The following is a 24,448-nucleotide window of genomic DNA, read 5'->3' as shown; positions in this document are numbered from 1 at the left end:
GGCTGCGTCGGCTCTCAGGCCGCTGGGCGGCGGATGAGCAGCGCCCCGGGGTCGAGGCGCACCCGCATGCTCTGCGTGGGCGCCAGCAGGTCTCCGTCGACCTCCACCAGGGCCGGCGCCGAGAGCTGGACGGCCACCTCCCCGCCGCGGCGCAGCATCACCCGCCCCAGCGAGCGGCCGGACTCGGAGTAGTGCGCCGCGTAGGGCGGCAGCACCTGGCGCGCCAGTGAGCTCCAGCCCGCCAGGCCCGCCACCGTGTCGATGGCGGCGACGTCGAGCAGGCCGTCATCGGTGCGGGCCTGCGGCAGCAGGGTGATTCCGGCCGGGAGCCGGCCGCCGTTGGCCACCAGCAGGTTGCGGGCCCGCAGGCGCTCCACGCGCCGCGCGCCGGCCTCGTCCCGGAGGCTGAGCACCAGGTCCATGCGCGGCGAGCCCAGGTTCTCCATGGCCGCCAGCGCGTAGGCGCCCCAACCGACCCGCGCCTTGAGAGCCGGGCGCGTGGAGGCCACCAGTCCGGCGTCGAAACCGATCCCGGCCACCACCATGCAGGCATGCTCGTCGCCAAGTGTGGGCCGGGTCCACTGATGCGGCCGGCGGGTCGCCCTCTGAATCGTGCGCACGGCCCGGGCCGCCTCAGCCGACAGCTGCCCGGAGTCGGCCGGGTCGGCCGGAGTGGGCGGGGAGTCCGGCGGGGCTGTTGTGGCTCGGCCCGTCAGGGGTGTGGAGGGTGCGGAGTCGGCCCGCCCGCGGGGATCACCTGGCGGCGTCGGGTCGGGGAGGGCGCCGGGGTCAGACCAGGGCTCGGTGCGTACCCAGGCCAGGTCGGCGGGAAGGTCGACGCCGTGGGCCACCACTCGGGCCGCGGCCCGGGCGTCCCCGACCGGCACCCCGAGGTTGCGGGCCGCCAGGTTCGCCGTGCCCAGCGGGATGATGCCCATCTGGGCTCCGGTGCCGGCCAGGCCGGCCGCCACCGAGCGCACTGTTCCGTCACCGCCGGCGGCCACCACCAGGCTCGCCCCGGCCGCCAGGGCCAGGCGCGCCTGCATCGTGCCGGGCTCGGAGACGCTCGTCTCCAGCCACACGGGCCCGGCGTAGCCGGCCTCGCGCAGCTCGCCCTCCAGGAGGGAGCGCACCGCGGCGGTGGCGCGCGGCTTGGAGGGGTTGACGACGACGCAGGCCAGCGGCCGCCCGGTGCGCGTCGTCGCCCGGGTGCCGCCGTCGGTGCCGCCCGTCATAGGGGCAGGCTAGTCGCCTGGGCGGCCCCAGGTCACGGCCCGGCGGGGACCGGTGGGCAAGAGCGGCCCCGGAGGAGGGCTCAGGCCGCAGCCGAGGCCGTGACGGGCGCCACGGGCAGGTCGGCCTCTTTCACCAGGCTCGAGATGAGCTCGGCCAGCTGGGCGAAGTCGGCGCCGCGGGAGGAGGAGACCCGGTGCACCAGGCCCATGCGGCGCATCGGCGACTCGTCGCCGAAGCGGGCGATGCCGTACTCCGAGGAGGGGGTCAGCAGCTGGAGCGCCCCCTCGGGGATGATCGTCACGCCCGAGCCGTGGGCGACCATGCGGGTCACCGTCGACAGGGTGGTGGCCACTGCGACCGGGGGCTGGGAGCCGTAGCGCTGGCACAGGGCCAGGGTCTGGTCGCGCAGGCAGTTGCCCTCGTCGAGCAGGAGGAGGGGCTGGTCGTCGAGCTCGGCGGGGCTCACGTCCGTGCGGCCGGCCCAAGGGTGGCCGGCGGCGGTGAGGACGACGAGCCGCTCGTCGAACATCGGGATCGCGGTGGTGCGCTGGAGGTCGTCCTCCAGGGCGATGATGGCGGCGTCGAGGCGCCCCTGGGCGAGCTGGTCGAGGTTGTCCCCGGTGACCATCTCACGCAGATCCAGGTCCATCTGGGGCAGGGCCTCGCGCAGGCCGTCGATGAGAACGGGGGCCAGGTAGGGCGCGATGGTGGGGATGATGCCCAGGCGCATCGTGCCGCTCAGGGCGGCGCCCTGGCTGGAGGCGGCCTCGCTGAAGGCCTCGGCGGCCAGGACGGCGTCCCGGGCGTAGGGCAGCAGGGCCTCGCCCAGGGAGGTGACCAGGACGCGGCGGGTGGTGCGCTCCACCAGCTCGCCGCCGACGCGCTTCTCCAGTGCGGTGATGGCCTGGGACAGGCTGGGCTGGCTGACGCCGAGCGCCGTGGCGGCCTCGCCGAAGTGCTGGTGGTCGCACAGCGCTACGAAGGCCCTCAGCTGGGAGAAGGACGGAGATGATGTGGTCGGCATGAGTTGTGGTCCTGTGGTTGGGGCCCGCATTCATGGCGGTCGGCGAGCCTGATATGACGGAGTGACAGAAAATCGGGGACAGACGACTAGCCGGGAGGTTGTGGGGAGAGTGGTGCGTGGGTGGTGTGGGCGAGCCTCCGACGTGGCGGCTCGGAAACACCGTCGGGAACGATAGGGTGCACCGATTGAAATGGATTCTATTCACAGGTGGATTGCGTTGGTAAGAGGGAAGTGGGTCACGTTCGCCGTCGGGCGGTAGTGCGGGTGTGGGCGAGCGTGTATGGGGCGCGGCCTCACCGGACTCGCGCCGCGGTCATCCAATCTCCCGGATGATTCCAGGGTTTCCAGGCCCTCGGGTCGCCCTGACGGCGGGGTGGGCGCCGGGGCGATGACGTTGATTCCGGTCCGCTGCGCCCCCGAGTGTTGGCTCAGCCACTCGCTCGTGACTTTGGTCGTCCCCGGCTCTCCCGGTCTGCGCCGTCCGCCGCGCTCGCGGCCCGGATCGGCTCAGGTGCTGATCGAATGCTGTCTGGGCCGCGGTCCTGACTACACTCGGGACCATGATCGACCTGCGTGCGCTTCGTGAGAACCCCGAGCCCTTCCGCGCCAGCCAGCGAGCCCGTGGAGCCGACGTCGATCTCGTCGACCGCGTCATCGCCGCCGACGAGACCCGCCGTCAGGCGCTGGCCGCCTTCGAGAACCTCCGCGCCGAGCAGAAGCAGGTCTCCCGGTCCGTGGGGAAGGCCTCCCCGGAGGAGCGCCCGGCGATCCTGGCCAACGCCAAGGAGCTGGCCGAGCAGGTCAAGGCCGCCGAGGCCGCCTCCTCGGCCGCCACCGCCGAGCTCGACGACCTGGCCCGCCAGTTCGCCAACCTCATCGAGGGGGCGCCCTCGGGCGGCGAGGAGGACTACGTCGTCCTGCGCCACGAGGGCGGCCGGCCCCGCGACTTCGCCGCCGAGGGCTTCGAGCCCGCCGACCACCTGGCGATCGGCGAGGGCCTGGACATCATCGACACCCGCCGCGGCGCCAAGGTCTCCGGGGCCCGCTTCTACTACCTCAAGGGCTGGGGCATGCGCCTGGAGCTGGCCCTCATGACGGCCGCCCTGGATGCCGCCGTCGCCCACGGCTTCACCCCGATGACCACCCCCACCCTCGTCACCCCGCAGGTCATGGGCGGCACCGGCTTCCTGGGCGCCCACAGCGACGAGATCTACTACCTGCCCGCCGACGACCTGTACCTCACCGGCACCTCCGAGGTGGCCCTGGCCGGCTACCACGCCGACGAGATCCTCGACCTGTCCGCCGGGCCCAAGCGCTACATGGGCTGGTCCACCTGCTACCGGCGCGAGGCCGGGGCCGCCGGCAAGGACACCCGCGGCATCATCCGCGTCCACCAGTTCAACAAGGCGGAGATGTTCTCCTACTGCCGCCCCGAGGACGCCGAGGCCGAGCACGCCCGACTCCTGGCCATGGAGGAGGAGATGCTGGCCCTGGTCGAGCTGCCCTACCGGGTCATCGACACCGCCGCCGGGGACCTGGGCTCCTCCGCCGCCCGCAAGTTCGACTGCGAGGCCTGGCTGCCCACCCAGCAGCGCTGGATGGAGGTCACCTCCACCTCCAACTGCACCACCTACCAGGCCCGCCGCCTGGCCGTGCGCGAGCGCCGCGAAGGCGGCACGAGCCCCGTGGCCACCCTCAACGGGACCCTGGCCACCACCCGCTGGATGGTCGCCATCCTGGAGAACCACCAGCAGGCCGACGGCTCGGTGCGCGTGCCCACGGGCCTGCGCCCCTACCTGGGCGGCCTGGAGGTCATCGAGCCCGTCGGCGCCACCGCCTGAGGACCGGCCCTGTGAACCCCACGTCCGCCTCCAGTCCCGGGGCCGCCTGCGAGACCGACGCCGTCGGTGAGCCCGCCGGCTCTGAGCCCACCGGCAACGGCCCGGCCGTCAACCCCGCCACCGGCATCGCCCCGGCCGGCCAGCCCCTGACCCAGCTGGGCGGCTCCACGGAGTACCTCGAGCACCTCGAGGACGGCGCCGACCGCACCGCGGCAGGCGGCGAACGCGCCCTGCGCCGTCGGCCCCTGGACCACGAGGAGTACCACGCCCTCGTCCAGGACCGGATGCGGGACCTCGACGCCCTGGAGGCCGACGGCGGCGCGCGGCTTGCACCCGGCCACGGGCTCGTCGTCGCCCTCGACGTCGACGGCACCATCCTGGACATGGACGGGCACGTCTCGGAGCGAGTCATGGCCTCCGTCGCCCGCCTGCGCGCCCACGAGGTCCCCGTGGTCATCTCCACCGGCCGCGGGATCGCCGCCACCATGCCGGTGGTGCGCCACCTGGGGCTGTCCACCGGCTGGATGGTGTGCGCCAACGGCGCCATGACCCTGCGGCTCGACCCCGACGCCCCCGGCGGCTACGAGGTCGTCGACTCGCGCACCTTCGACCCGCGCGCCGCCATCGAGACCCTCCACGCCGCCGTGCCCGACGGGATCCTCGCCGTGGAGGACCCCGGCGTCGGCTTCAAGGTCTCCCGGCTCTTCCCCGACGGCGAGCTCATCGAGGACCAGCGGGTCGTCACCTTCGACGAGCTCGTCTCCCGGCCGGTCACCCGCGTCGTCCTGCGGGCCCCGGGCATGCCCGTGGATCGCTTCTCCCAGATCGTGGCCGACTCCGGGCTGCACTCGGTGGAGTACGCCATCGGTTGGACGGCCTGGCTCGACGTCGCCCCCGAGGGCGTCACCAAGGCCTCCGCCCTCGAGGCGCTCATCGCCCGCCTGGGCACCGACTCCGCCCACGTCCTGGTGGTCGGGGACGGCTCCAACGACGTCGAGATGATCGAGTGGGCCGGGGCCGGCGTCGTCATGGGCAGCGCACCGCAGTGGGTGCGCGACCGCGGCGATATCCTGACCGAGCCCGTGTGGCGGGACGGCTGCGCCGCCGTCCTGGACGCCCTCATCGAACGAGTAAGGCACCCTTGATGCGACAGTCCCCCCTCCCTGTCTCCCAGCACAACTCCATCCCCGAGGAGCACGCCGCTCGCGCCGCCGGCCCGGCCGGTGAGGCGAGCGCTCCCGGCCGGGGCCGCGTGCGCCGTCGGCTGCGCCGAGGCGGCCGCCTCCTGGCCGCCGCCAGCACCCTGACCCTGGCGGCCGCCGCCACCGCCGCCTGCTCAGCCGGTGGGACGGGCTCGGCGTCGGCCACCGGCTGCGCCGCCTACCAGGCCTATCAGGGCCACAAGGGCGCCACCGTCACCATCTCCAGCAGCCTGACCGGCACCGAGGCCGAGCGCTTCGAGGCCTCCGTGGCCGAGTTCGAGAGCTGCACGGGCATCAACGTCGAGCACACCGGCACCACCGAGCTGCGCTCCCAGCTGCTCAACGGCTCGGGAGCCAACCTGTCCACCAGCTCGGGGGCCTCGCCGTCGAGCCAGGACAACCCGGAGAACCTGCCGGACCTGGCCATCGTGCCCCAGCCCGCCATGGTGGCCGAGCTCGTCGACACCGGCGTCGTCCACCCGCTGCCCAACCAGGTCAACAGCAACGTGGAGGCCGGCTGGGACCGGCACTGGATCCAGGTCGGCATCCACGCCTCCGTGCCCTACGGCGCCCCGCTCATGGTCTCGCTGAAGTCCCTCGTGTGGTACTCGCCGGACGCCTTCGCCAAGGCCGGCTACGAGGTGCCCGACACCTGGGCCGAGCTGGAGGCCCTCACCAGCAAGATCCGCTCCGACCACCCCGACGGCTCCGTGACGCCCTGGTGCGTGGGCGCCGCCGACGGGGAGTCCACCGGCTGGGTACTCACCGACTGGCTCGAGGATGCCCTGCTGGCCACCCAGGGACCCGGCGTCTACGAGACCTGGGCCTCGCACCGGGTTCCCGTTGACTCCTCGAACGCCGTCGAGGCCCTCGGTGCCGTCAACTCCCTGGTCCTGGACAACGGGCGCGTCGTCGGTGGGCGCGGATCGGTCATCTCCCGCACGCCCGCGCAGGCCGGGGCCGACCTGGCCAAGGGCAGCTGCCTCATGCTGCACGCCTCCTCCTCCTTCGAGAGCCGCTTCCCCGAGGGCACTGTCATCACCGACGCCGACGGCGCCAACCCGGTGACGGTCCAGGCCCCCCGCCCGACCGCGAGCCCCACCGCCGGCAGCGACGGGACGGCCGGGGCAACCGGGGTGACGGCGTCGGCCAAGGGCACGGCCACCGCAGCGGGCACGACGAGTACGGCCGGAACGACGGGAACGAAGGTCTCGGCCTTCGTCACCCCGGCGGCGGACCGCGGCTCGGACTCGGTTCTGGTGGGGACCGACTACCTCGTGGCCTTCACCCGCTCGGACGCGGTCAGCGCGGTCATGGAGTACCTGACCTCCCAGGAGTGGGCCCGCACGCGGATGGCGATGGGCGGGGTGGCGACCGCCAACCAGGGTGTTGATCCGGACCTGGCGCCCAGCGACGTCGGCCGGCGCGCCACCAGGCTGCTCCAGTCGCGCCAGACGACCGTGGAGATGGATGCCTCGGACTCGATGCCGGTGGGTGTGGGCAGTAGCGCCCTGTGGGTCGGGCTGAGCCGGTGGTCGACCGGGACGGTGACCCCCAAGGAGGCGCTCAAGCAGGCCGAGGCGGCCTGGCCCAAGAAATAGCCGGCCCCGGCGGGGCCCGCAGGCCATGGGTACGACGTCGGCTCCGAGGCTTCCGCCCTGAGCCGGCCTACTCCACGAGGGTCGGGATCCACTGGTCGAGGGTTGTGCGTACTGCACGAAGGCCCCACCCACCTGCAGTACCCCCAACCCTCCTCCAGTAGCACCCCACCCTCGTGCATTGCGTCCCGGCGACGCCGGCCCCATCCCGGGCGGTCGGGAGCAGACTGGAGCATTGATCCGCGTTAGGCGGGTCGATAGCCTTGGATCCCCAGCGATTCAAGGAGGACTCATGGGACTGGGATGGTTCGGCGCCCCCGAGCACAAGCGTTGGCTGGCCTACGAGACGCACGCGCTGCTGCACTACGCGCGCGCCGCGCAGGTGCCCACTGGATTCGGGTGGATCGGTCGGGATGGTGAGGTGGACCCCGCCCATCCCGTCGAGCTGTGGATCACCGGCCGCATGACCTTCGCCTTCTCCCTGGGGGCGCTCATGGGGATCCCCGGCTGCCGCCGCTACGCCGACCACGGCGTGCGCGCCCTCAATGGTCCTCTGCGCGACCCGGTCAACGGCGGCTGGTACTCGGCGATCGGCCCTGAGCCCGACGCCGAGGGGCGGGGCCTCCCGGTGGACCGTGAGGCCCGTAAGGAGTGCTACCAGCACGCCTTCGTGCTCCTGGCCGCGGCCACCGCGACGGCCGCCGACCGGCCCGGCGCCCATGAGCTGCTGCGCGACGCCATCGAGGTCCAGGACCGCTATTGGTGGGACGAGGGCCAGCAGATGCCGGTGGAGTCCTACGCGGCCGACTTCACCGACCCCGAGGACTACCGGGGCATCAACGCCGCCATGCACACGGTGGAGGCCTACCTGGCCACCGCCGACGTCACCGGTGACGTGCGCTGGCTGGAGCGGGCCCTGAAGATCACCGACTTCGCCGTCAACGTCCAGGCCCGCGAGCACGGCTGGCGCCTGCCCGAGCACTACTCCACCTCCTGGGAGCCGCTCCTGGACTACAACCGCGACGAGCCCGCCCACCCCTTCCGGCCCTACGGCGTCACGCCAGGCCACGGGCTGGAGTGGGCGCGCCTGACCGTGCAGCTGCGCGGGGCGCTCATCAACCGCTCCATGAGTGCGCCGGAGTGGATGCTGGAGGCCGCCGAGCACATCTTCGATCAGGCCCGCACCGACGGCTGGCGCGTGGACGGCGCCCCGGGCTTCGTCTACACCACGGACTTCGACGGCAAGCCCGTGGTGCACGAGCGCATGCACTGGGTGGTCTGCGAGGGCATCTCGGCGTCGGCCGCCATCCGTCAGGCCCTGCTCGACGACGGGCACGGGGAGATCGACGTCGAGCACTACGAGCACTGCTACCGGGCCTGGATCGACTACGCCGAGGAGTTCCTCATCGAGGCGCCCGGCGTGTGGACCCACGAGCTCGACCGCGACAACCGGCCCTCGACCCGCACCTGGGCCGGGCACCCGGACATCTACCACGCCCTGCAGGCGACCCTCATGGCGCGCCTGCCGGTGTGGCCGGCCATCGGGCAGGCCCTGGCCGAGGGGCGGCTCGACGAGCCGAGCTCGCCGCTGCCGGCGCGCGCCAGCAAGCCGCACCGGCGGGGGTTCTTTGGGCGGGCCTAGGGGCTGGGGCCGGGCCGCGCGTTCGTAGGGTGGGTCGCGCGTTCGTACCCTCTACCCCTCGAACGCGAGACTTAAGGTACGACCGCGTCGTCAGCGACCGGCGGGCTCGGACCGCTGGGCTCGCAGTGACCGCGGGCCCACCGGGATGGTAGGGTCTGTGCCTGTCGCGCCCGGTGGGTGCGGCATGGAGAGGTGACAGAGCGGCCGAATGTGGCGGTCTTGAAAACCGCTGTGCGCCTGGCGCACCGGGGGTTCGAATCCCTCCCTCTCCGCCATATCCCGCTTATTCGAACCCTCGGTAGCTGTAACGCTGCCGGGGGTTTGTTCGTGATCGGATGCGGTCACCCGGGTGGTTTCCGGCCTCGTCCTGGCGCACTGCCCGAGGGTCGGGAGCTACTGGACGAGGGGTGGGTGTACTCCGTGGGGTGCGGGGGTTCGTGCAGTACGCACAACCCCCGGCCAGTACTGCCCGAGGATCGTGGAGTAGCCGGCCGAGACGTGACCGACTGCGCCCGTGGAGGATGTGGGGACTGCGGCGTCGTCGGCCCCCCTGGCTTCATGGGACTGTGCTGGTCCTGGTCGGCTTTGGCGGGAGCAGGGGAGGCCGCCTGACTGAATCGGGGACTGCGTTGTGCGTCCGGAACTTACTTTTCCTCCAGATGACTGAGGTCGCGCCCCAGTCATCTGGAGGAAAGCGCAGTCCTCGTCGGCGACGCACGTCCCCGATCAGGCCCAGCGTGACTACCTTGAGGTCATATTCCGCGGTTCGATGATGATCGGTTAGGCGAAGGCAGACGTCCGCCTGCCCATTTTCTTGCCGACCTACGTCATCGTGAACTGGGTGCTGGGGTACTGCCGAGATGCATCGAGGCCTGCACCTGGTGACGGGCAGGGTGCCGAGGGTCTCGAGTCAGACGAAGCTCGAGGTATCAGTGGCGCACACGCGCAGGCGGTGCCCATCGGGGTCTGTTGCCACAAAGGTGTAGCCGAATTCGAGGACGGTCGGCTCCAGAACCATCGGAATGCCCAGCTTCTTCCATTGCGCGTGAAGACGATCGACGTCGGCACGCTCGACGTTGCTGAGACTCAGTTCGGTCCCGCCTACGTATGGCTCGGCAGTGGGTTCAATCTCGTCGGCTGCCTGCAGGCCGAGAGTGACGTCGTCGGACAATGCGAAGACGCTGAATCCTGGATAGGTCTTGATCGGTTCATGACCGAGAATCCGGCTGTAGAAGGTGGTACTCGCCTCGACGTCGGAGACGTAGAGGATGACGCTGTTGGGAACGAAGGTCGTCATGGCGATGCTCCTGAGACTCTCATGGGTATACGAGGTGGGCGGACGGCGTCGAGGTTAGAGACCATTGGTGCCACCTTGTGTCACGTATGTGCGAGGATGAGCCGGTGCGTGCTGACCGCTTGCTGTCCATGATCTGGCTGCTGCGTACGCATGGTCGTCTGTCCGCCTCGGATCTGGCTCAGCGGCTGGAGGTCTCACGGCGCACCGTGCTGCGGGACGTTGAGGCGCTGTCGGCTGCGGGCGTGCCCGTATGGTGCGAGCGAGGACCTCATGGGGGAGTGAGAATCGACCCCGGCTTTCGCATTGATGTGACGGGACTGAACCGTGAGGAGAGCCGGGCTCTCTTCGCAGGTCTCACCAGCTGGGGTGCTGCGCCACTGGGCCTTGGCGACGCTCTCGCCTCCGCGTCTCGCAAACTGCTCGCCGCCGTGCCCGACAGCCATCGAAGCCGGTCCATTGGCATTGCCTCGCGCGTCGTGGTCGATCCTCAAGGGTGGCTTCCCCTTCCCGAGAGCGAGCGGGCCGACGCCGTCTTCCAAGCTGTTCAGGAAGCGGTCTTGACGCGCCATCGACTGCGTATGGTCTTCCGTCACAAGTCGAGGACGACGACGCAGGAAGTCGTCGATCCGCACGGAATAGTTGCCGCTGGTCGCAGCTGGTACCTGTGCGCCTCACACGGCACCGAGGTTCGCTTCACCAGGCTCTCTCGGATCGAAGAGGCTGATGTACTCGCTGAGGAGTGTGTTGACGACTCCGGCTTCGATATGGCCGCGGCATGGCGGAAACAGCGTGAGGAGTTTCTTGAAAGGTTCGAGGCGATCACAGCCACTGTCTGGGTGCGGGACGAGCGTTGGAGTGATGTGCAGGAGTGGACGTTGCGCGCAGCGACGACCGATGCAGATGGCGAACCTTCCGGAGATGATGGATGGACCTGTCTCCAGCTGGAATTCATGGATCACCTGCATGCCATGACGATTCTGCTTCGACTCGGTCCGGATGCCTGCGTCATCACCCCCAAGCGCCTGCGACAGGACCTCCTCGACTACGTGGACCGCATGCGTGAGCGGTACCGTGCCGATGGGAACTGATGGCGTGCGGCTGAGGCAGCACGCTCGCACGTGCCCCGACGGCGAGGAGCGGCAGAGCACTGCGCGGCCCGCCGCATGCCCCGCCGGAGGTCGCCCCAGCCATCACAGGCGCTTGAGGGCCTCTCGTCGGCTGAGTGGGGACAGGGCCGGATGCGCCTGGACGAAGGCGCGCACCCAGTCGCCGTCCGTGCGTGCGTAGTCGCGCAGCGCCCAGCCGATGGCCTTGCGGATGAAGAACTCCGGGTCCTCCTGGTTGACCTCGATGACATTGGTGAGCAGGTCGAGGTCCGTGTCGGCCTTGTGCTGGAGCTGGCAGAGGATGGCGCTGCGCCGCACCCACATGTCCGGGTCGGTGGCCCACACGCGCATGCGGGCCGCCGCAGCCGGATGCTCACGCACCACCAGCCCGACGGCGTGGGAGGTCTCATCGACCAGATCCCACCACTGCCCCGTGCGCAGAAAGTGCTCGTAGAGCACCAAGGACTCCATGCGTCCGGCATGCGAAGCGGAGAGCTTGGCGCGGATGACGGCCAGCGCCGCATAGCGCTCCTCGCGGCGAACCGCCCCATCCCACAGGCGCCGCAGTGCCGCCTCCCAGGTGGCGGCCTCAGTCCACACGTCGCTGTGGGCGGCGGCGATCCGTTGCGCGAGGCGCCGCGTGTCCGGGACCCCGACGCCGTACATTGCCATCTCGGACTTCAGGTACGCCCGCTGCTGCTCGGCGCGGGCAGGGTCGCCCGCCTCCGCCAGGGCCTGACGCAGATCGGTGATGAACTCCGCGACCCGCGCATCCGTCTGCCCGCTCTCCGCCATCCTCGCTCCTCCTCGCCTCACGACGTACTTCCACAGACATTCATCGACATTATGGACCCGGGTGGCGCAGGCACGCGGGGCCTGGAAATCCGCGGCCCCGGGCCGTGAACGAGGGCTCCAGGACACCTACGCAGTCGGCGGCCGCGTTGCCTCGCCTTGAGGCGCCCGCACCGTGTCTTCGGCGGTTTGCTCACGCGGCATCCTCCCGGTAGGCTGCCCGTGCGTCCTGCGGCGGAGCCGTGGGAAGGCGATGGAGATGTCGCATAGTGGCCTAGTGCGCCTCCCTGCTAAGGAGGTTGGGGTGGAAGCCCCTCGGGAGTTCGAATCTCCCCATCTCCGCCACAGCGAGAGCCCCGGTGTGCAGCAGCGCGCCGGGGCTTCGTCGTTGCCGGAGCGCTCGTCGCGGCCGCCGCGCAACTCCCCAACGGATTGCCGGGCTCTCGAGTCGGCCCGGCGGTCAGGGCGTTCGCCTCTGGCCGATCGGGGTGCCTGTGTGTCTTCCGGCGCGGATCCGGGATAGCGTGATGCTGTACTCGACTGAGAGGGACCTCATGTCTGACCACGACGCAACCCAGCCGCCGACCTCCGGCTCGCCCCGCCCCGATCAGGGCGACGAGTTCAACGCCCGGACCGTCCTCATCAACCAGGACATGCTCGACGCCGCGCGCGCCGAGCAGCAGGCTCCGGGGCAGGCACCCGGTGCCGTCCCTGGTGCGGCTCCCGGCGCCCAGGCCGGATCGTGGCGCCCGGCGCAGCCCGACCTGCCCGCCGGGCCGCCCCCAGAGGAGCAGACGCGCGCCTTCTCCACAGGTGCGCAGGCGGCCGCCCAGCCTGGTGCAGCGCCCGTTGATCCCTACATCCAGGCCAACCCCTACGCCCAGCAGGGCGGGGTCACCCAACCGGCGCCCTACAACCCGTCGACCCAGTTCGGCCAGTCCGACTCGGCCGGCAGCGGCGGCCTCGGTACTGCTCAGCCCGGTGCGGCACCGGCTGACCCCTACGCTCAGGCCAGCCCCTTCGCTCAGCAGAGCGGGGCCGCCCAACCGGCGCCCTACAACCCGCCGGCGCAGCCCGCCTGGGGTGGGTCCACCGCTGCCGACGGCGCCGCACCCGCGTCGTCGCCCTTCGCCCAGTCCGCCCCCGGGATCCCCTCGGCTCCGGGCACATCCTCAGCCCCCGTCGCCGGTGCGGCTCCAGGCGCCGAGGCGAGTCGGGAGACCCCGCACTGGCCGGGTCAGCAGCCGCAGGCCCAGCCGGCGGGCCTGTCGGACCAGCACCCCTTCGCCCAGCAGCCCGCCCCGCACTCGCACCCCTTCAGTGGTGGGCGTCAGGATGGCGAGGTCGGCATGTCCTCGGTCTTCCCCACGGCGACCGCGCGCGCTGAGGCCGAGCAGGCCACGGAGGCCTTCGTCCCCGCTGCGACTCAGGCAGTTGCCCAGTCCGCGCCGTCGTCCTCCTCAGCCTTCCCGTCGCAGAGCTCGGCGCCCCAGTGGGGCTCGGCCCCCTCCTCCGACGCCGCGGCCGGGCAGGCCCCATCCTTCTCCGACATGGTTCCTCCCGCAGCGGGCTCGCCCTTCGATCGGCCGGCGGAAGGCGGAGCGCTGGCAGCAGCGCGGTCCGAGGACTCCGAGCGCGTGGACTCCGTGGGCAGCTGGATGCTGACGCTGTTCCTCATGGCCATCCCCGTCGTCAACCTCGTCTGGCTGCTGATGCTCGTCTTCGGCGGCGGCCACTCCGCCAGCAAGAGGAACTGGGCCAAGGCCACTCTCATCTGGGCGGTCATCGGTGCCGTCCTGAGCGGCCTCCTCGTCGTCGTGCTGGGTGCGCTTGGTTGGACGATCAATGCTGGAGGCGCCAGCGTCGGATAGAGCTCCAGCGGCTCGAAGGTGAGCACCGCAGCCGTTACAGCACACAGGGCCGGAGCCCCGTCGTCGGCGGGACTCCGGCCCTGTGCCCATCCTCACGGGGATTGGATTTGTCCCCTGGGTGGACGCTGAGTAATGTTCTTCCCGTCGGCAACGACATGCGCCTGTAGCTCAACGGATAGAGCATCTGACTACGGATCAGAAGGTTGGGGGTTCGAATCCCTTCGGGCGCACCAACACCCCGTCATCGGCTGAACAGTCGGAGCCGGGGTGTTTTCCATGTCTGGCACTCCCCGGCCCCGACGGCGTGGCTCACTCAGCCTGTCAGCCGGCCCTCAATCCGACCGGACGAGCCACTCCGGCCAGTGTTGCCACTCCTGCCGGCGTCCCAACTCCAGCCGGAGCCCGCTCTTCGGCCCGGGGCTCCGGGTTCGCCGCGCAGACCTCGCCGTCGGAGGGAAGCGCTCCCTTGACGAAGTAGTCATTCACCTTCGCGGTCGCGCAGGCATTGAAGCCGGTAGCGCCGTGGCCGTACATGTCGACGCTCAGCAGATGACTGTTGCGGAGCCTCGACACCAGCGCCTTGGACCATGGGTAGGGGGTGGCCGGGTCGTGCAGGATGCCGACGACGAGCACCGGGTTCGTGGCGTCGACGTCGACGTCGACGGGCTCAGTCTTACCGGTGTGCCCCCAGCCGTGGCAGTAGGCGTTGTGCTGGGGCACCAGGCTGTGGAAGACCGGGTAGTCGCGGCGGTAGGAGGCCAGTGCCGCATCCCAGCTCGCCTGGTTCCCGGTGTCGGGGAAGTCGAGGCACCGGTTGGCCGCGAAGCCGTACACGGACCGAAGATGCTCAACGATCTGCGCCTCGGTCGCCGTCGGCCCTCCCTCGCCCGGGAGGAACCCGGCATTCTTCATCAGAGCGGTGCCGTCGTGCGCGTTCATGGCCTGGGTCAGTCCCTCGTTGAGCAGCGGCCACTTATCGGGTGAGGCGACGACGAGCTCCTTGATCGCATTGGTGGCCTCGGCCCGGTTCAGGGAGTCTGCGCCGTCGGAGACGGTCAGCGGATTGGCGTCCAGGCCGTCGAGGAAGGCGGCGAGCCGGGTGACGGCCTCATCGGTCGAGCCGTTCAGGGGGAATCCGGCCTGACCCTGCTGAGACTCGATGTAGGTGCGCAGCGTCTGCTCCTCGGCTGCCGCATCGCCCTCGAAGGACCCCTGCCGGGACAGGGTGGGGTCCATGGCGCTGTCCAGGACGACGCGCCCGACGTTGTCCGGGAAGAGCTCGGTGTACACGGCTCCCAGGTAGGTGCCGTAGGAGTACCCGAGGTAGTTGAGGTCCTGGTCTCCGACCAGGGCACGCATGACATCCATGTCGCGAGCCACCGAACGGGTGTCCATATGGTCCAGGATCTCGGGGACCTCCGTGTACTTCTGGCAGGTGGCGGCATCGCGCGAGCCCTTCGCGACGATGTCGCCGGCGCTGCCCGGTGTCAGCTGGGAGGGTGCTTGGGCCCGCCCGTCCACAATCGCCTGAACGTCCTCGGGGGACCAGCAGGTGATGGGGGTGGACTGGCCGATGCCGCGTGGGTCGAAGCCGATGACGTCATAGTTCGCCAGGACTCCCGACATGCCGCCGGTCTTGTAGAGCCCGGCGTGGATATTGATGAGGGAGATGCCGCTTCCCCCGGGGCCTCCGGGGTTGAGGAAGACCGAGCCCCGAGGGGAGGGGCTGGTCGAGGGTAGCTTCTTGAGGGCCACCGTGATGGTCTTGCCCTGCGGGTGGTCGTAGTCCAGGGGCACGGTCACGGTCGCGCACTGGAAGGCGGTGCCGGTGGCGCCGTCGGGGCAGTCGGTCCAGGTGAGTTTCTGACGGTAGAAGGACTCCAGACCCTTGGGGACCTTCGCCCCGGTGGACCCGGTGGCCCCGGTAGAGCCACCGGAGCCCTTCGAAGAACCGTTGGAGCTGTTGCTGCTGGTGCTCTGAGACGGGCTGGTACTCGCGGCATTCGTGCTGTTGTCCAGGACGACGCCGGTCGGCTGGGAGCCCTGCGCGGTCGGGCTCGCGACGGCTGTGACACTCGTGGCGAGCATGCTGCAGGCGGTGAGCGTACCGAGCAGGGTGAGGACGGTCAGGCGTGAGGTGGCGCGCGATGGCGGGGAAGTTCGTAGGTGTCTCATGCCCACGATTCTCATGTCTTCGTCGAATATGAACCATACGGAAGACTGGTTGATTGATGTCGGGGTAGCCCGACCCTGCACCCTCCGCCCTCAGTGCTCCGGCTCAGCCTGCGCTCAGGTGTGGGCGGCCTCGAAGGCCTGGGCCAGGTCCGCGATGAGGTCGTCGACGTGCTCGATGCCGACGCTCAGGCGCATGAGCCGGTCGGTCAGCCCGTAGGAGGCGCGCACCTCAACGGGAACGTCCGCGTGCGTCTGCACCGACGGGCACGTCACCAGCGACTCCACGCCGCCCAGGGACTCGGCGAAGGTGAACACCCGCACCGAGGCCAGGAAGCGGGCCACGTCCACCGACTCGGCCAGATCGAAGCTCACCATGCCCGAGTGCCCCGGGTAGAGCACCCGCGTCACGTAGGGGCTCGAGCGCAGGAACTGTGCGATCGCGGTGGCGTTGGCCTCGTGACGCTCCATGCGCAGTGCCAGGGTCTTCAGCCCGCGCAGCAGCAGGAAGCAGTCGAAGGGACCCAGCGTCGCCCCGGTCGTGTTGAGCCGGTAGTTCAGTCGCTCGGCCAGGGCGTCGTCGGCCACCACGGCCACACCCGCCATGACGTCGTTGTGCCCGCCCAGGTACTTCGTGCCCGAGTGGACGACGACGTCGGCCCCCAGCTCCAGGGGCCGCTGCACCACCGGGGTGTAGAAGGTGTTGTCCACGACCAGCCTCGCCCCGGCGGCGTGGGCCAGCTCGGCCGCCTCGGGGATGGAGATCTCCTCCATCATCGGGTTCGTGGGGGTCTCGATGATGACCAGGTCGGCCGGGTCGGCCAGGGCGCCGCGCAGCCCCTCCAGGCCCAGGACGAAGTCGACGCGCGCCGCCCCCTCCTCGGCCAGGACCTCCAGGAAGCGGAAGGAGCCGCCGTACAGGTCCCGCAGCGCCACGATCCGGCTGCCGTGCGGCGCCAGCGTGCGGGTCACCAGCTCCAGGGCCGCCATCCCCGAGGACAGGGCGAAGGCCGCCGTCCCGCCCTCCAGGCGGGCCAGGGCATCCTGGAGGACGTCTCGGGTAGGGCTGGCCGTGCGCGTGTAGTCGTAGCCCGTCGACTCGCCCAGGCCCGGGTGGCCGTAGGCGGTCGACAGGTGGATCGGCGTCGTGATCGCACCCGTGGCCGGGTCGGTCCCGGTGCCTGAGCGCACCAGCAGCGTCTCCAGGCGGAGCTGCGGGTCCGGGGCCGACGACGTCGGGTGGTGGTGGACGGGGAAGGTGCGGGCGGCCGGCGGCTGGGAACACTCGGTCTGAGCAGTGGGCTGGGGCGCGGACGGACTGGTCATGAGCGGTTTCTCCTCATGGGCGGGGCAGCGGCGGGAAGACATGATGACTGACGGTCGACGGCGGCGCGGCCGGTGACCGGTGACCGGACGCCTGCGGGACGGCACCCTTGGTGCGGTCCGGGCGAGCCGGCTCAGGCGGACAGGGCGGCGGGTCCCTGCCCGGCCCGTTCGGCGGCACGGGCGGTCACGGCGGCGACGGCCGTCTCCAACCGGTCCAGGGCGGCGTCGAGGGTGGCGCGGGGGCAGGCGACGTTGATGCGGGTGAAGCCCTCACCGCCGGCCCCGAAGATCCGGCCGTCGTCGAGCCAGAGCCCGGCCTCGTTGAGCATGACCTCGTCGAGCTGCTCGGGCTCGAGCCCGGCGGCCTTCAGGAATCCCGAGCAGTCCAGCCACAGCAGGTAGGTGCCCTCGCAGGGGGCGGCCTCGATCCCCTCGATCCGCTCCAGGCGCGCCTCGACATGGGCCCGGGCGGCCGCGATGTGCTCGCGCAGGGCGTCCAGCCAGGCGTCCCCGCTCTCGTAGGCGGCCCGGCAGGCCGTCAGGCCCAGGGTATTGGGCTGGGAGTAGCCGGTGGTGGCCAGCTCGCGGCGGAAGGCCCTGCGCAGGCGGGCATCGGAGATGAGGATGTTGGCGACCTGCAGACCGGCGAGGTTGAAGGACTTCGACGGCGAGGTGCAGGTGATCGTGTGGGCGGCGGCCGCCTCGCTCAGGGAGGCGAAGGGCGTCGTCGCGAAACCCGGCAGGGCCAGGTCCGCGTGAATCTCATCGGCCACGACGACGACGCCGTGGCGCGCCGTGACCTCCTCCAGCGCGGCGAGCTCCTCCCGGCTCCAGACCCGGCCCACCGGGTTGTGCGGATTGCACAGGAGCAGCAGGCGCGCACCGGTCGCCTCGATGGTCTCCTCCAGGGCGGCCAGGTCGCGGCGGTAGACGCCGTCGGCGTCACGCACGAGGGGGACGGCGGCCACGGTGCGCTCGTTGACCTCGACGACGTCGCGGAAGGGGTAGTAGACGGGCTCCTCGATGAGGACCGTCTCACCCGGTGCGGTCAGGGCCCGTACCGCCAGGGCCAGAGCCGGCACGACGCCCGGGGTCACGGTGTTCCACTCGGCCTCCACCTGCCAGCCGTAGCGTCGGGAGAACCAGCCGGTCAGGGCCGTCCGATAGGCCTCGTCGGGCTCGGAGTAGCCGAAGATGCCGTGGCGGGTGCGCCACAGCAGGGCACTGGTGACCGCCGGCGCGGTGGCGTGGTCCATGTCCGCCACCCACAGGGGCAGGACGTCCTCGGGGCGGCCGCGCTTGACGGCGGAGTCCCACTTGAGGCTGGCCGTGCCGCGGCGGTCGGGGACCGCGTCGAAGACGGCCGGGTCGACGGCGGGGGCGGTGAAGAAGGTGGCCGCGGGGGAGGAGGCGGCAGGTGCGTGGGGGGCTGTGAGGTCGGGGCGGGCCGGACAGGCGGAGTCAGTGGAGTCGGCGGAGCTGGAGACGGGGGTGAGGCGGGTGTGCATGACAGGAGGTCCTCTCGGGTGCCCTGATGGCGGTGACGCGCGAGGGCGCAAGACGCTGCTGCGGCGTCGGGCTCAGGGGTGGCCGGCGCGCGGGCCGGCCGAGGTGGCGGGTGACTGGAGGGATGAACACGGGGGCGGTGGGCCTCCGCGGAGTGCGACGAGCCGGTCTCGGGCGGCTCGGACTCTCACCGTTATGTGTCAGACAGCGACGGCTGGCGCTGTCAGCGCATGCACATTCGACCCTCGCCAAGGGTGCGCACCATCATCGCGCGGGCCTGGGGCGAAAGAGTCGTCATGGCTGTGAGCATAGCGGGAGCGCCGCCGCCGGCGCCACCCGGCGACGCGTTGCCCCCGCCACCAGCCACCGATCAGCCGGCGCGGCGCAGGCGCAGGGAGTTGGTGACCACGATGACGCTGGAGGCGGCCATGGCGGCCCCCGCGATCATCGGGTTGAGCAGCCCGGCGGCCGCCAGCGGGATCGCGGCCACGTTGTAGGCGAAGGCCCAGAACAGGTTCTGACGGATGATCCGCAGGGTCGCCCGCGACACCCGCACCGCCGCCACCACCGCATCCAGGTCCGTGCGCACCAGGGTGATGTCGGCGGCCTCAATGGCCACGTCCGCCCCCGAGCCCATGGCGAAGCCCAGGCCCTGCGTGCCGGCCTGAGCCAGGGCGGCGGCGTCGTTGACCCCGTCACCCACCATGCCGACCACCGCGCCCTGGGCCTGCAGGTCGGCGACGACGTCGCGCTTGTCGGCGGGCAGCACCTCGGCGCGCACGTCGGCGGCCTCGATCCCCACCTGGGCCGCCACGTGCTCAGCGGCCCGGGTGTTGTCCCCGGTCAGCAGCACCGGCCGGATCCCCAGCTCGCGCAGTGCCGCCACCGCCTCCCGCGAGGAGGGCCGCACCGTGTCCCGCACCACGAGAACCGCCATGGCCTTCAGTGGCTGCGTATCAGGGGCCGTCGCGCCGGCGTCGGCGGAGGCGTCAGCGGTGCTGTCCGCGGCGGCCCCGTCAGGCGCCTCGGTCTCAAGGTTCGCGGCCTCACCGGCCCCGCCCACGGCCAGGACGACGGCGGTCGCCCCGGAGTCCTGGGCCTCCTCCACGGCGGAGCGCACCGCCTCGGGAACCTCGGCGCCCATCTCGCCGGCGAGCCAGCCCGGCCGGCCCACCGCGACCCGGCGCCCCTCCACGGTGGCGGAGACGCCCCGGCCCTCGTGGTTGGAGAAGTCGGCCGGCGTCGGCAGGTCGCCCAATCGCTCGCGGGCGGCTGCCGTGATGGCTGTGGCCACCGGGTGCTCCGAGGCGGACTCGACCGCCCCCGCCAGGCGCAGCGCCTCCTCCCCGAGCGGGGCCAGGCCCGCAGCTCCGGTACCTGCGCCGGCGCCCACTTCCCGGCAGGCCTCGACGTCCAGGCTCATGCGCCCCTGGGTGACGGTGCCGGTCTTGTCCATGACCATCGTGTCCAGCGCCCGCGTCGACTCCAGCACCTCCGGGCCCTTGATGACCACGCCCAGCTGGGCGGCCCGGCCCGAACCGACCAGCAGCGCCGTCGGCGTGGCCAGCCCCAGCGCGCAGGGGCAGGCGATGACGAGCACGGCCACCGCCGCGGTGAAGGCCGCCTGCGGGCTGTGCCCGGTGAGCAGCCACCCCGCCAGGGTCGCGGCGGACAGCGCCAGGACGATGGGCACGAACACCCCCGAGATCCGGTCCGCCAGGCGCTGGACGGGGGCCTTGCCCGCCTGCGCGGCCGTCACCATCCGGCCGATCCGCGCCAGCGTCGTCCCCTCGCCCACGGCCGTGGCCCGCACCAGCAGGACGCCGGAGGTGTTGACGGTCGCCCCGGTGACGGTCTGTCCAGCCTCGACCTCGGTGGGCACGGACTCCCCGGTGAGCAGCGAGGCGTCCACGGCCGAGCGGCCCTCGACGACGACGCCGTCGGCGGCCACCTTCTCACCCGGCCGCACGAGGAACAGATCCCCGGCCGCCAGGTCCTCAATACTGATGCGCTCCTCGGTGCGGGTGGCCTCCGCGCGCGGCGAGCCGTCCTCGTCCAGGACGTCGACGGCGTCGCGGCTGCCCGACGGCGAGGTGAGGACGACTCGGGTCACCTCCTTGGCGCCCAGCTCCAGCAGGGCGCGCAGTGCGTCGCCGGAGCGGTACTTGGCACGCGCCTCCGCGTAGCGGCCCGCCAGGAGGAAGGTGGTCACCCAGGCGGCCGACTCGAAGTACATGTGGGCGGCATGCCCCTGGGAGCGGGGCAGCAGCTCCATGCTCATCCGCATGCCGATGTGCCCGGCCCCGCCGAGCACCAGCGCCCACAGGCTCCAGCCGGTCGCGGCGATCACCCCGAGGGACACGAGCGTGTCCATCGTGAAGGCCCCGTGGCGCAGCGCCCGGAAGGCCGCCTTGTGGAAGGGCCAGGCCCCCCAGACCGCCACCGGCAGCGCCATGAGCGCCACCGTCCACTGCCAGCCCGGCAGCTGGAGGGCCGGCACCATGGAGATCGCCATGATCGGCACCGACAGGATGAGGCAGTAGATGAGCCGCAGCCGCAGGTCGGCGGCTCGCTCCATATGCGAGGCGCCCAGGGACTTTGCGCCGCTCCCGGAGGCGGAGCGGGGGGAGGTGCCGGCGGGGCCGTTCGTGCCGGCGAGGGCGCCGGGGCGCGTGGCCGGCGCCGCGGCCGCCATGGACAGCGTCGCGCGGCCGCCTGTGCCCTTGGCGCCGCGTCCACCCCCGGCCGAACCGGGAACGGACGGTCCTGACGCCGGTGCCGCCGACGTCGCCGACGCGGGCTCCCCGGCCGGCGCCGTCTCCGATTGCGCCGACTCATCTGGTGAGGCGGTGTCCAGCAGGGCGCCGGTGTAGCCGGCGCGGGCGACCGTGGCCAGGAGGTCATCGACGCTCACCGCGCTCGGGGCGGTGATGCGGGCCGACTCAGTGGCGAGGTTGACCGAGGCGCTCACGCCGTCGAGCTTGTTCAGCTTCTTCTCCACTCGGGCCACGCAGCTGGCGCAGGTCATGCCCCCGATGGAGAGGTTGACGGTGCGCAGCTGCCCGTCGAGTTCCTGGCTGGTCGTACTCATGGGAGCCTCCTGTGTCCGTTGTCGTCCAGTGCCGTCCGGTGCTGTCTGCTGGCGTCCGCTGCCGCCCGTCGGCACCCGGGTCTCGGGCGTCGACGGGGACTCTCCCGGGCTCAGCGCTCGCGGTCGTCGCGCTCGACGGCGTCGAGGGTGTAGTCCCCGGCCTCGTCGATGGCCTCGGCCAGGGCGGCGTCGTCGAGGCGGATATCGGAGAGCACGGTGACGGTGGACTGCCCGCCCTTGTTGAGCAGGACGGCGACGTCCTTGACGCCGTCGAGCGCCTCGAGCTCCTCGGTGACGTGGGCGACGCAGTGGCCGCAGGTGAGTCCGGAGACCTTGAGGGTGGTGGTGCGGTCGATACCGTCGGCGGTGAACTCAGTCATCTCTCACTCCTTGGGAGGCGTGTGCGGAAAATGGGTGGATCGGATCGGAAACCAGATGGTCCGCCGTGGAGCGGACCGTGGTGCTCAGGACCGCACGAGCCGGGCGATCGCGTCGGAGGCCTCGCGGATCTTGGCGGTGCCCTCCTCGTCACCCGCCTGGGCGGCGTGCAGGACGCAGTGGCTCATGTGGTCCTCCAGCAGGCCGAGGCTGACGGCCTGAAGGGCCTTGGTGGCGGCGGAGATCTGGGTGAGGACGTCGATGCAGTAGACGTCCTCCTCAACCATGCGGGAGATGCCCCGTACCTGCCCCTCGATGCGGCGCAGGCGCTTGAGGTAGTCCTCCTTGGATCCGGTGTAGCCGGCCATCTCTCCTCCGTTGTCTCGGTCGGGATCGACCATACCCCTAGGGGGTAGGGGTGTCAAATACCCCGGAGGGGTATATGGTTGGCGGCGACCGGCTGGATGGGCGCGGATCCGGCACATGGCGGAGGGTGACGTGGGATGCTCGTGTCATGACCGCCGTTGCCCATGCCGCCCCCGGCCCCGCCGACCCCGACGCGGTGCCCCGGACGCCAGATGACCCCGATCTCCAGCTCGCCCGGGACCCCAGGGCGGGTGCCGGGCGACTCATGGTGCTGGCCGGCAACCGTCCCGACCTGCGCGGCGTCATCGCGGACAATCCGGGCTGCTCCCCGGAGCTGCGCGCCTGGGTGAGCCGTATGGGGGGAGCCTCCGCCGGCTCCGGGCGCCGCGGTCCCGAGGCCGCGGTGGCTCGGACGGGCGGCTCTGGCAGCGCTGACGACGCGGATGATGCTGTGTCTCTGGCGCCCACGGGCTGGGAGCCCTCCGACATCGGCCTGGGTGAGGACCCCTTCGGCTCCGTCCTGGGTGACCCGCTCATGGGCTCACCGCTCTTCGACGACGACGGCTCGGGCCACCAACCCGCCGACGCCGATCCCACCGAGCCCACCGGTGCGGCTGCTCGCAACGGCAAGGGTGGGCGACGGGCGCCGTCGAGCCGGCGTACGGCCAGGCCGCACACCGCCTCCGCCCATACCGCTCCGGCCCGTACCGCCTCGCGCACAGCCGCGGCCCGGGCTACGCAGGCCCCCGCCCCGCCTCCGCAGCGGCCGGCGGTGACGATGCCTGCGCCCCCGGCCCCGATGCCGCCCGGACGCTTCGCGCCCGCGGCGCCCTACCCGGTGCCGGGGATCGCCGGGCCGGTCGGGATTGCCGGGCCTGTCGGAGCCGCCCCGGGCCGGGTGGAGGCCGACCCCTGGGCCGTGAGAGGGGCGCCGGCCGGTGGTGGCCTGCCGTCCGCACCTCCGCCGCCCTCCGGTGCACCGGGGATCCCCGGCGCCTCCTTCGGGGTGGGGCGCTACAACGCCCCGGCCTCCTCGCGCAGCGCCAGGAGGTCGGCCCCGTCGTCGCCGTCCAGCACGAGCCCGGCCAAGATCATTGGCTGGATCCTCTTCGCCCTGCTGTTCATCGTCATCCGGGCCCTCAACGGCTGAGACGCAAGGGGGCGGGGGCGCGGTCCCAGGGAGTGGTCGCGCCTCAGGGTGCGGCGGAGCCCGGGGTTGAGGCGCTCGGGGCGCCGGCGGCCGGGATGGTGATGGGGCTGTTGGAGGCGTAGCCGTGCTTGAAGGCCCACACCACGATCTCCAGGCGTGAGACCGTCCCGGTCTTGTGGAACAGGCCGGTGATGTGGGACTTGACCGTCGCCTCGGCGATCGCCAGCAGGGAGGCGATCTTGCGGTTCGAGGCCCCCTCGCACAGGAGGCGGAGCACGTCGCGCTCCCGCTGCGAGAGGTGGACGCTGCCGTCCGCGCCGCGTACGGAGGCCAGGGCGTAGTTGATCAGGCGCGTCGTTGGCGTCGGGGCCACGACCTTCGCCCCTGAGTGGACCGTGCGCACCGCCGCGATGATCTCCTCAGCCGGTGCGCTCTTGAGCAGGAAGCCGCTGGCCCCGGCTCCCAGGCCCTGCAGGAGGTCCTCGTCGGTGTCCACCGTGGTCAGCAGAATGACCCGGGTCGACGGCGAGAGGCGGAGCACCTCCCTGGTCATCTCCACGCCGTCCATGTGCTCCATGTGGACATCGGTGATGAGGACGTCGACCTGATGGGACTGCACAAATCGCAGGACGGCGCGAGGTGAGCGCGTTGCGGTGAGGATCGTGAAGTCCTCGACGTCGGAGAAATAGGACTCCAGATGGGCCAGGGCCATCGCGTCGTCGTCGACCAGGGCCAGGCCGACACAATCGGGAGAAATCTGGGAAGACATGAGTCTCCTTGGGCAGATGTGTGCAGTCCGCGATCAGTGGGGGGCGCGGTCTGCTGGGAACAGTGAACAAACTACCTGAAA

18 protein-coding genes and 3 tRNA genes are annotated in these 24,448 nt (G+C 71.5%); 10 read left to right on the top strand and 11 right to left on the bottom strand.

Annotated elements, in window-relative coordinates; all coding sequences use genetic code 11:
* Positions 1 to 14: 14 nt before the first annotated feature.
* Positions 15 to 1,235: a diacylglycerol/lipid kinase family protein gene (locus AB7V09_RS08310; protein WP_419143464.1), complete on the bottom strand. Its 1,221-nt coding sequence runs from the start codon at positions 1,233 to 1,235 to the stop codon at positions 15 to 17.
* 80 nt (positions 1,236 to 1,315) lie between these two features.
* The gene (locus tag AB7V09_RS08305; RefSeq protein WP_419143463.1) at positions 1,316 to 2,260 is read right to left on the bottom strand and encodes a hydrogen peroxide-inducible genes activator; all 945 of its coding nucleotides are present in this window, start codon (positions 2,258 to 2,260) and stop codon (positions 1,316 to 1,318) included.
* Positions 2,261 to 2,820: 560 nt separating this feature from the next.
* On the opposite strand from AB7V09_RS08305, the gene serS reads away from it, so the two are divergent.
* The 5 genes from serS (at position 2,821) to AB7V09_RS08280 (ending at position 8,818) form a co-directional block, all read left to right on the top strand.
* Positions 2,821 to 4,101, top strand: coding sequence for a serine--tRNA ligase (gene serS / locus AB7V09_RS08300; protein WP_419143462.1), 1,281 nt, complete (start codon positions 2,821 to 2,823; stop codon positions 4,099 to 4,101).
* Between the two features lie 11 nt (positions 4,102 to 4,112).
* Positions 4,113 to 5,246, top strand: a complete 1,134-nt coding sequence (locus tag AB7V09_RS08295) for an HAD family hydrolase (protein WP_419143461.1) — start codon at positions 4,113 to 4,115, stop codon at positions 5,244 to 5,246.
* The gene (locus tag AB7V09_RS08290; RefSeq protein ID WP_419143460.1) at positions 5,246 to 6,904 is read left to right on the top strand and encodes an ABC transporter substrate-binding protein; all 1,659 of its coding nucleotides are present in this window, start codon (positions 5,246 to 5,248) and stop codon (positions 6,902 to 6,904) included. Before AB7V09_RS08295 ends, AB7V09_RS08290 begins: the two co-directional genes overlap by 1 nt.
* 289 nt (positions 6,905 to 7,193) lie before the next feature.
* A complete protein-coding gene (locus AB7V09_RS08285; RefSeq protein WP_419143459.1) occupies positions 7,194 to 8,543 on the top strand; it encodes an AGE family epimerase/isomerase in 1,350 nt (449 codons plus the stop codon).
* Positions 8,544 to 8,729: 186 nt separating this feature from the next.
* Positions 8,730 to 8,818: transfer RNA gene (locus AB7V09_RS08280), tRNA-Ser, on the top strand.
* A gap of 635 nt (positions 8,819 to 9,453) precedes the next feature.
* On the opposite strand, the gene AB7V09_RS08275 is transcribed toward AB7V09_RS08280, so the two are convergent.
* Entirely contained in the window at positions 9,454 to 9,840 is a 387-nt protein-coding gene (locus AB7V09_RS08275; protein ID WP_009406771.1) for a VOC family protein, read from the bottom strand.
* Positions 9,841 to 9,944: 104 nt separating this feature from the next.
* On the opposite strand from AB7V09_RS08275, the gene AB7V09_RS08270 reads away from it, so the two are divergent.
* Positions 9,945 to 10,928 carry a helix-turn-helix transcriptional regulator gene (locus AB7V09_RS08270; RefSeq protein ID WP_419143458.1) on the top strand — a complete coding sequence of 328 codons (984 nt, stop codon included), beginning with the start codon at positions 9,945 to 9,947 and terminating at the stop codon, positions 10,926 to 10,928.
* A 102-nt stretch (positions 10,929 to 11,030) separates the two neighbouring features.
* On the opposite strand, the gene AB7V09_RS08265 is transcribed toward AB7V09_RS08270, so the two are convergent.
* The gene (locus tag AB7V09_RS08265; RefSeq protein ID WP_419143457.1) at positions 11,031 to 11,741 is read right to left on the bottom strand and encodes a DNA alkylation repair protein; all 711 of its coding nucleotides are present in this window, start codon (positions 11,739 to 11,741) and stop codon (positions 11,031 to 11,033) included.
* Positions 11,742 to 11,993: 252 nt separating this feature from the next.
* On the opposite strand from AB7V09_RS08265, the gene AB7V09_RS08260 reads away from it, so the two are divergent.
* From AB7V09_RS08260 to AB7V09_RS08250, 3 genes are all read left to right on the top strand, one after another.
* Positions 11,994 to 12,083 (top strand) — tRNA-Ser (locus AB7V09_RS08260).
* 209 nt (positions 12,084 to 12,292) lie between these two features.
* Entirely contained in the window at positions 12,293 to 13,609 is a 1,317-nt protein-coding gene (locus AB7V09_RS08255) for a hypothetical protein (protein ID WP_419143456.1), read from the top strand.
* Between the two features lie 157 nt (positions 13,610 to 13,766).
* Positions 13,767 to 13,842: transfer RNA gene (locus tag AB7V09_RS08250), tRNA-Arg, on the top strand.
* Between the two features lie 88 nt (positions 13,843 to 13,930).
* On the opposite strand, the gene AB7V09_RS08245 is transcribed toward AB7V09_RS08250, so the two are convergent.
* The 6 genes from AB7V09_RS08245 to AB7V09_RS08220 form a co-directional block, all read right to left on the bottom strand.
* The gene (locus AB7V09_RS08245; protein ID WP_419143455.1) at positions 13,931 to 15,784 is read right to left on the bottom strand and encodes an alpha/beta hydrolase; all 1,854 of its coding nucleotides are present in this window, start codon (positions 15,782 to 15,784) and stop codon (positions 13,931 to 13,933) included.
* A gap of 114 nt (positions 15,785 to 15,898) precedes the next feature.
* Positions 15,899 to 17,107 (bottom strand): PLP-dependent transferase, encoded by a 1,209-nt coding sequence (locus tag AB7V09_RS08240; protein ID WP_009406757.1) that lies wholly within the window; start codon positions 17,105 to 17,107, stop codon positions 15,899 to 15,901.
* 131 nt (positions 17,108 to 17,238) lie between these two features.
* Positions 17,239 to 18,615: a MalY/PatB family protein gene (locus AB7V09_RS08235; RefSeq protein ID WP_419143454.1), complete on the bottom strand. Its 1,377-nt coding sequence runs from the start codon at positions 18,613 to 18,615 to the stop codon at positions 17,239 to 17,241.
* A gap of 368 nt (positions 18,616 to 18,983) precedes the next feature.
* Complete coding sequence (locus AB7V09_RS08230; protein ID WP_419143453.1) at positions 18,984 to 21,704, bottom strand: heavy metal translocating P-type ATPase; 2,721 nt, start codon at positions 21,702 to 21,704, stop codon at positions 18,984 to 18,986.
* A 110-nt stretch (positions 21,705 to 21,814) separates the two neighbouring features.
* Positions 21,815 to 22,084, bottom strand: a complete 270-nt coding sequence (locus AB7V09_RS08225) for a heavy-metal-associated domain-containing protein (protein WP_314135367.1) — start codon at positions 22,082 to 22,084, stop codon at positions 21,815 to 21,817.
* A gap of 84 nt (positions 22,085 to 22,168) precedes the next feature.
* Entirely contained in the window at positions 22,169 to 22,450 is a 282-nt protein-coding gene (locus tag AB7V09_RS08220) for a metal-sensitive transcriptional regulator (protein WP_009406821.1), read from the bottom strand.
* Between the two features lie 146 nt (positions 22,451 to 22,596).
* On the opposite strand from AB7V09_RS08220, the gene AB7V09_RS08215 reads away from it, so the two are divergent.
* Positions 22,597 to 23,598: a hypothetical protein gene (locus tag AB7V09_RS08215; RefSeq protein WP_419143452.1), complete on the top strand. Its 1,002-nt coding sequence runs from the start codon at positions 22,597 to 22,599 to the stop codon at positions 23,596 to 23,598.
* A gap of 43 nt (positions 23,599 to 23,641) precedes the next feature.
* On the opposite strand, the gene AB7V09_RS08210 is transcribed toward AB7V09_RS08215, so the two are convergent.
* The gene (locus tag AB7V09_RS08210; protein WP_419143451.1) at positions 23,642 to 24,367 is read right to left on the bottom strand and encodes a response regulator; all 726 of its coding nucleotides are present in this window, start codon (positions 24,365 to 24,367) and stop codon (positions 23,642 to 23,644) included.
* Between the last annotated feature and the right edge of the window lie 81 nt (positions 24,368 to 24,448).

The organism is Actinomyces sp. SKVG-SVH-4(1), from assembly GCF_048514265.1.
Lineage (GTDB): Bacteria > Actinomycetota > Actinomycetes > Actinomycetales > Actinomycetaceae > Actinomyces > Actinomyces oris.
Note: the sequence above shows the minus strand (reverse complement) of the source record. Positions and strands in the feature narration are given on the sequence as shown.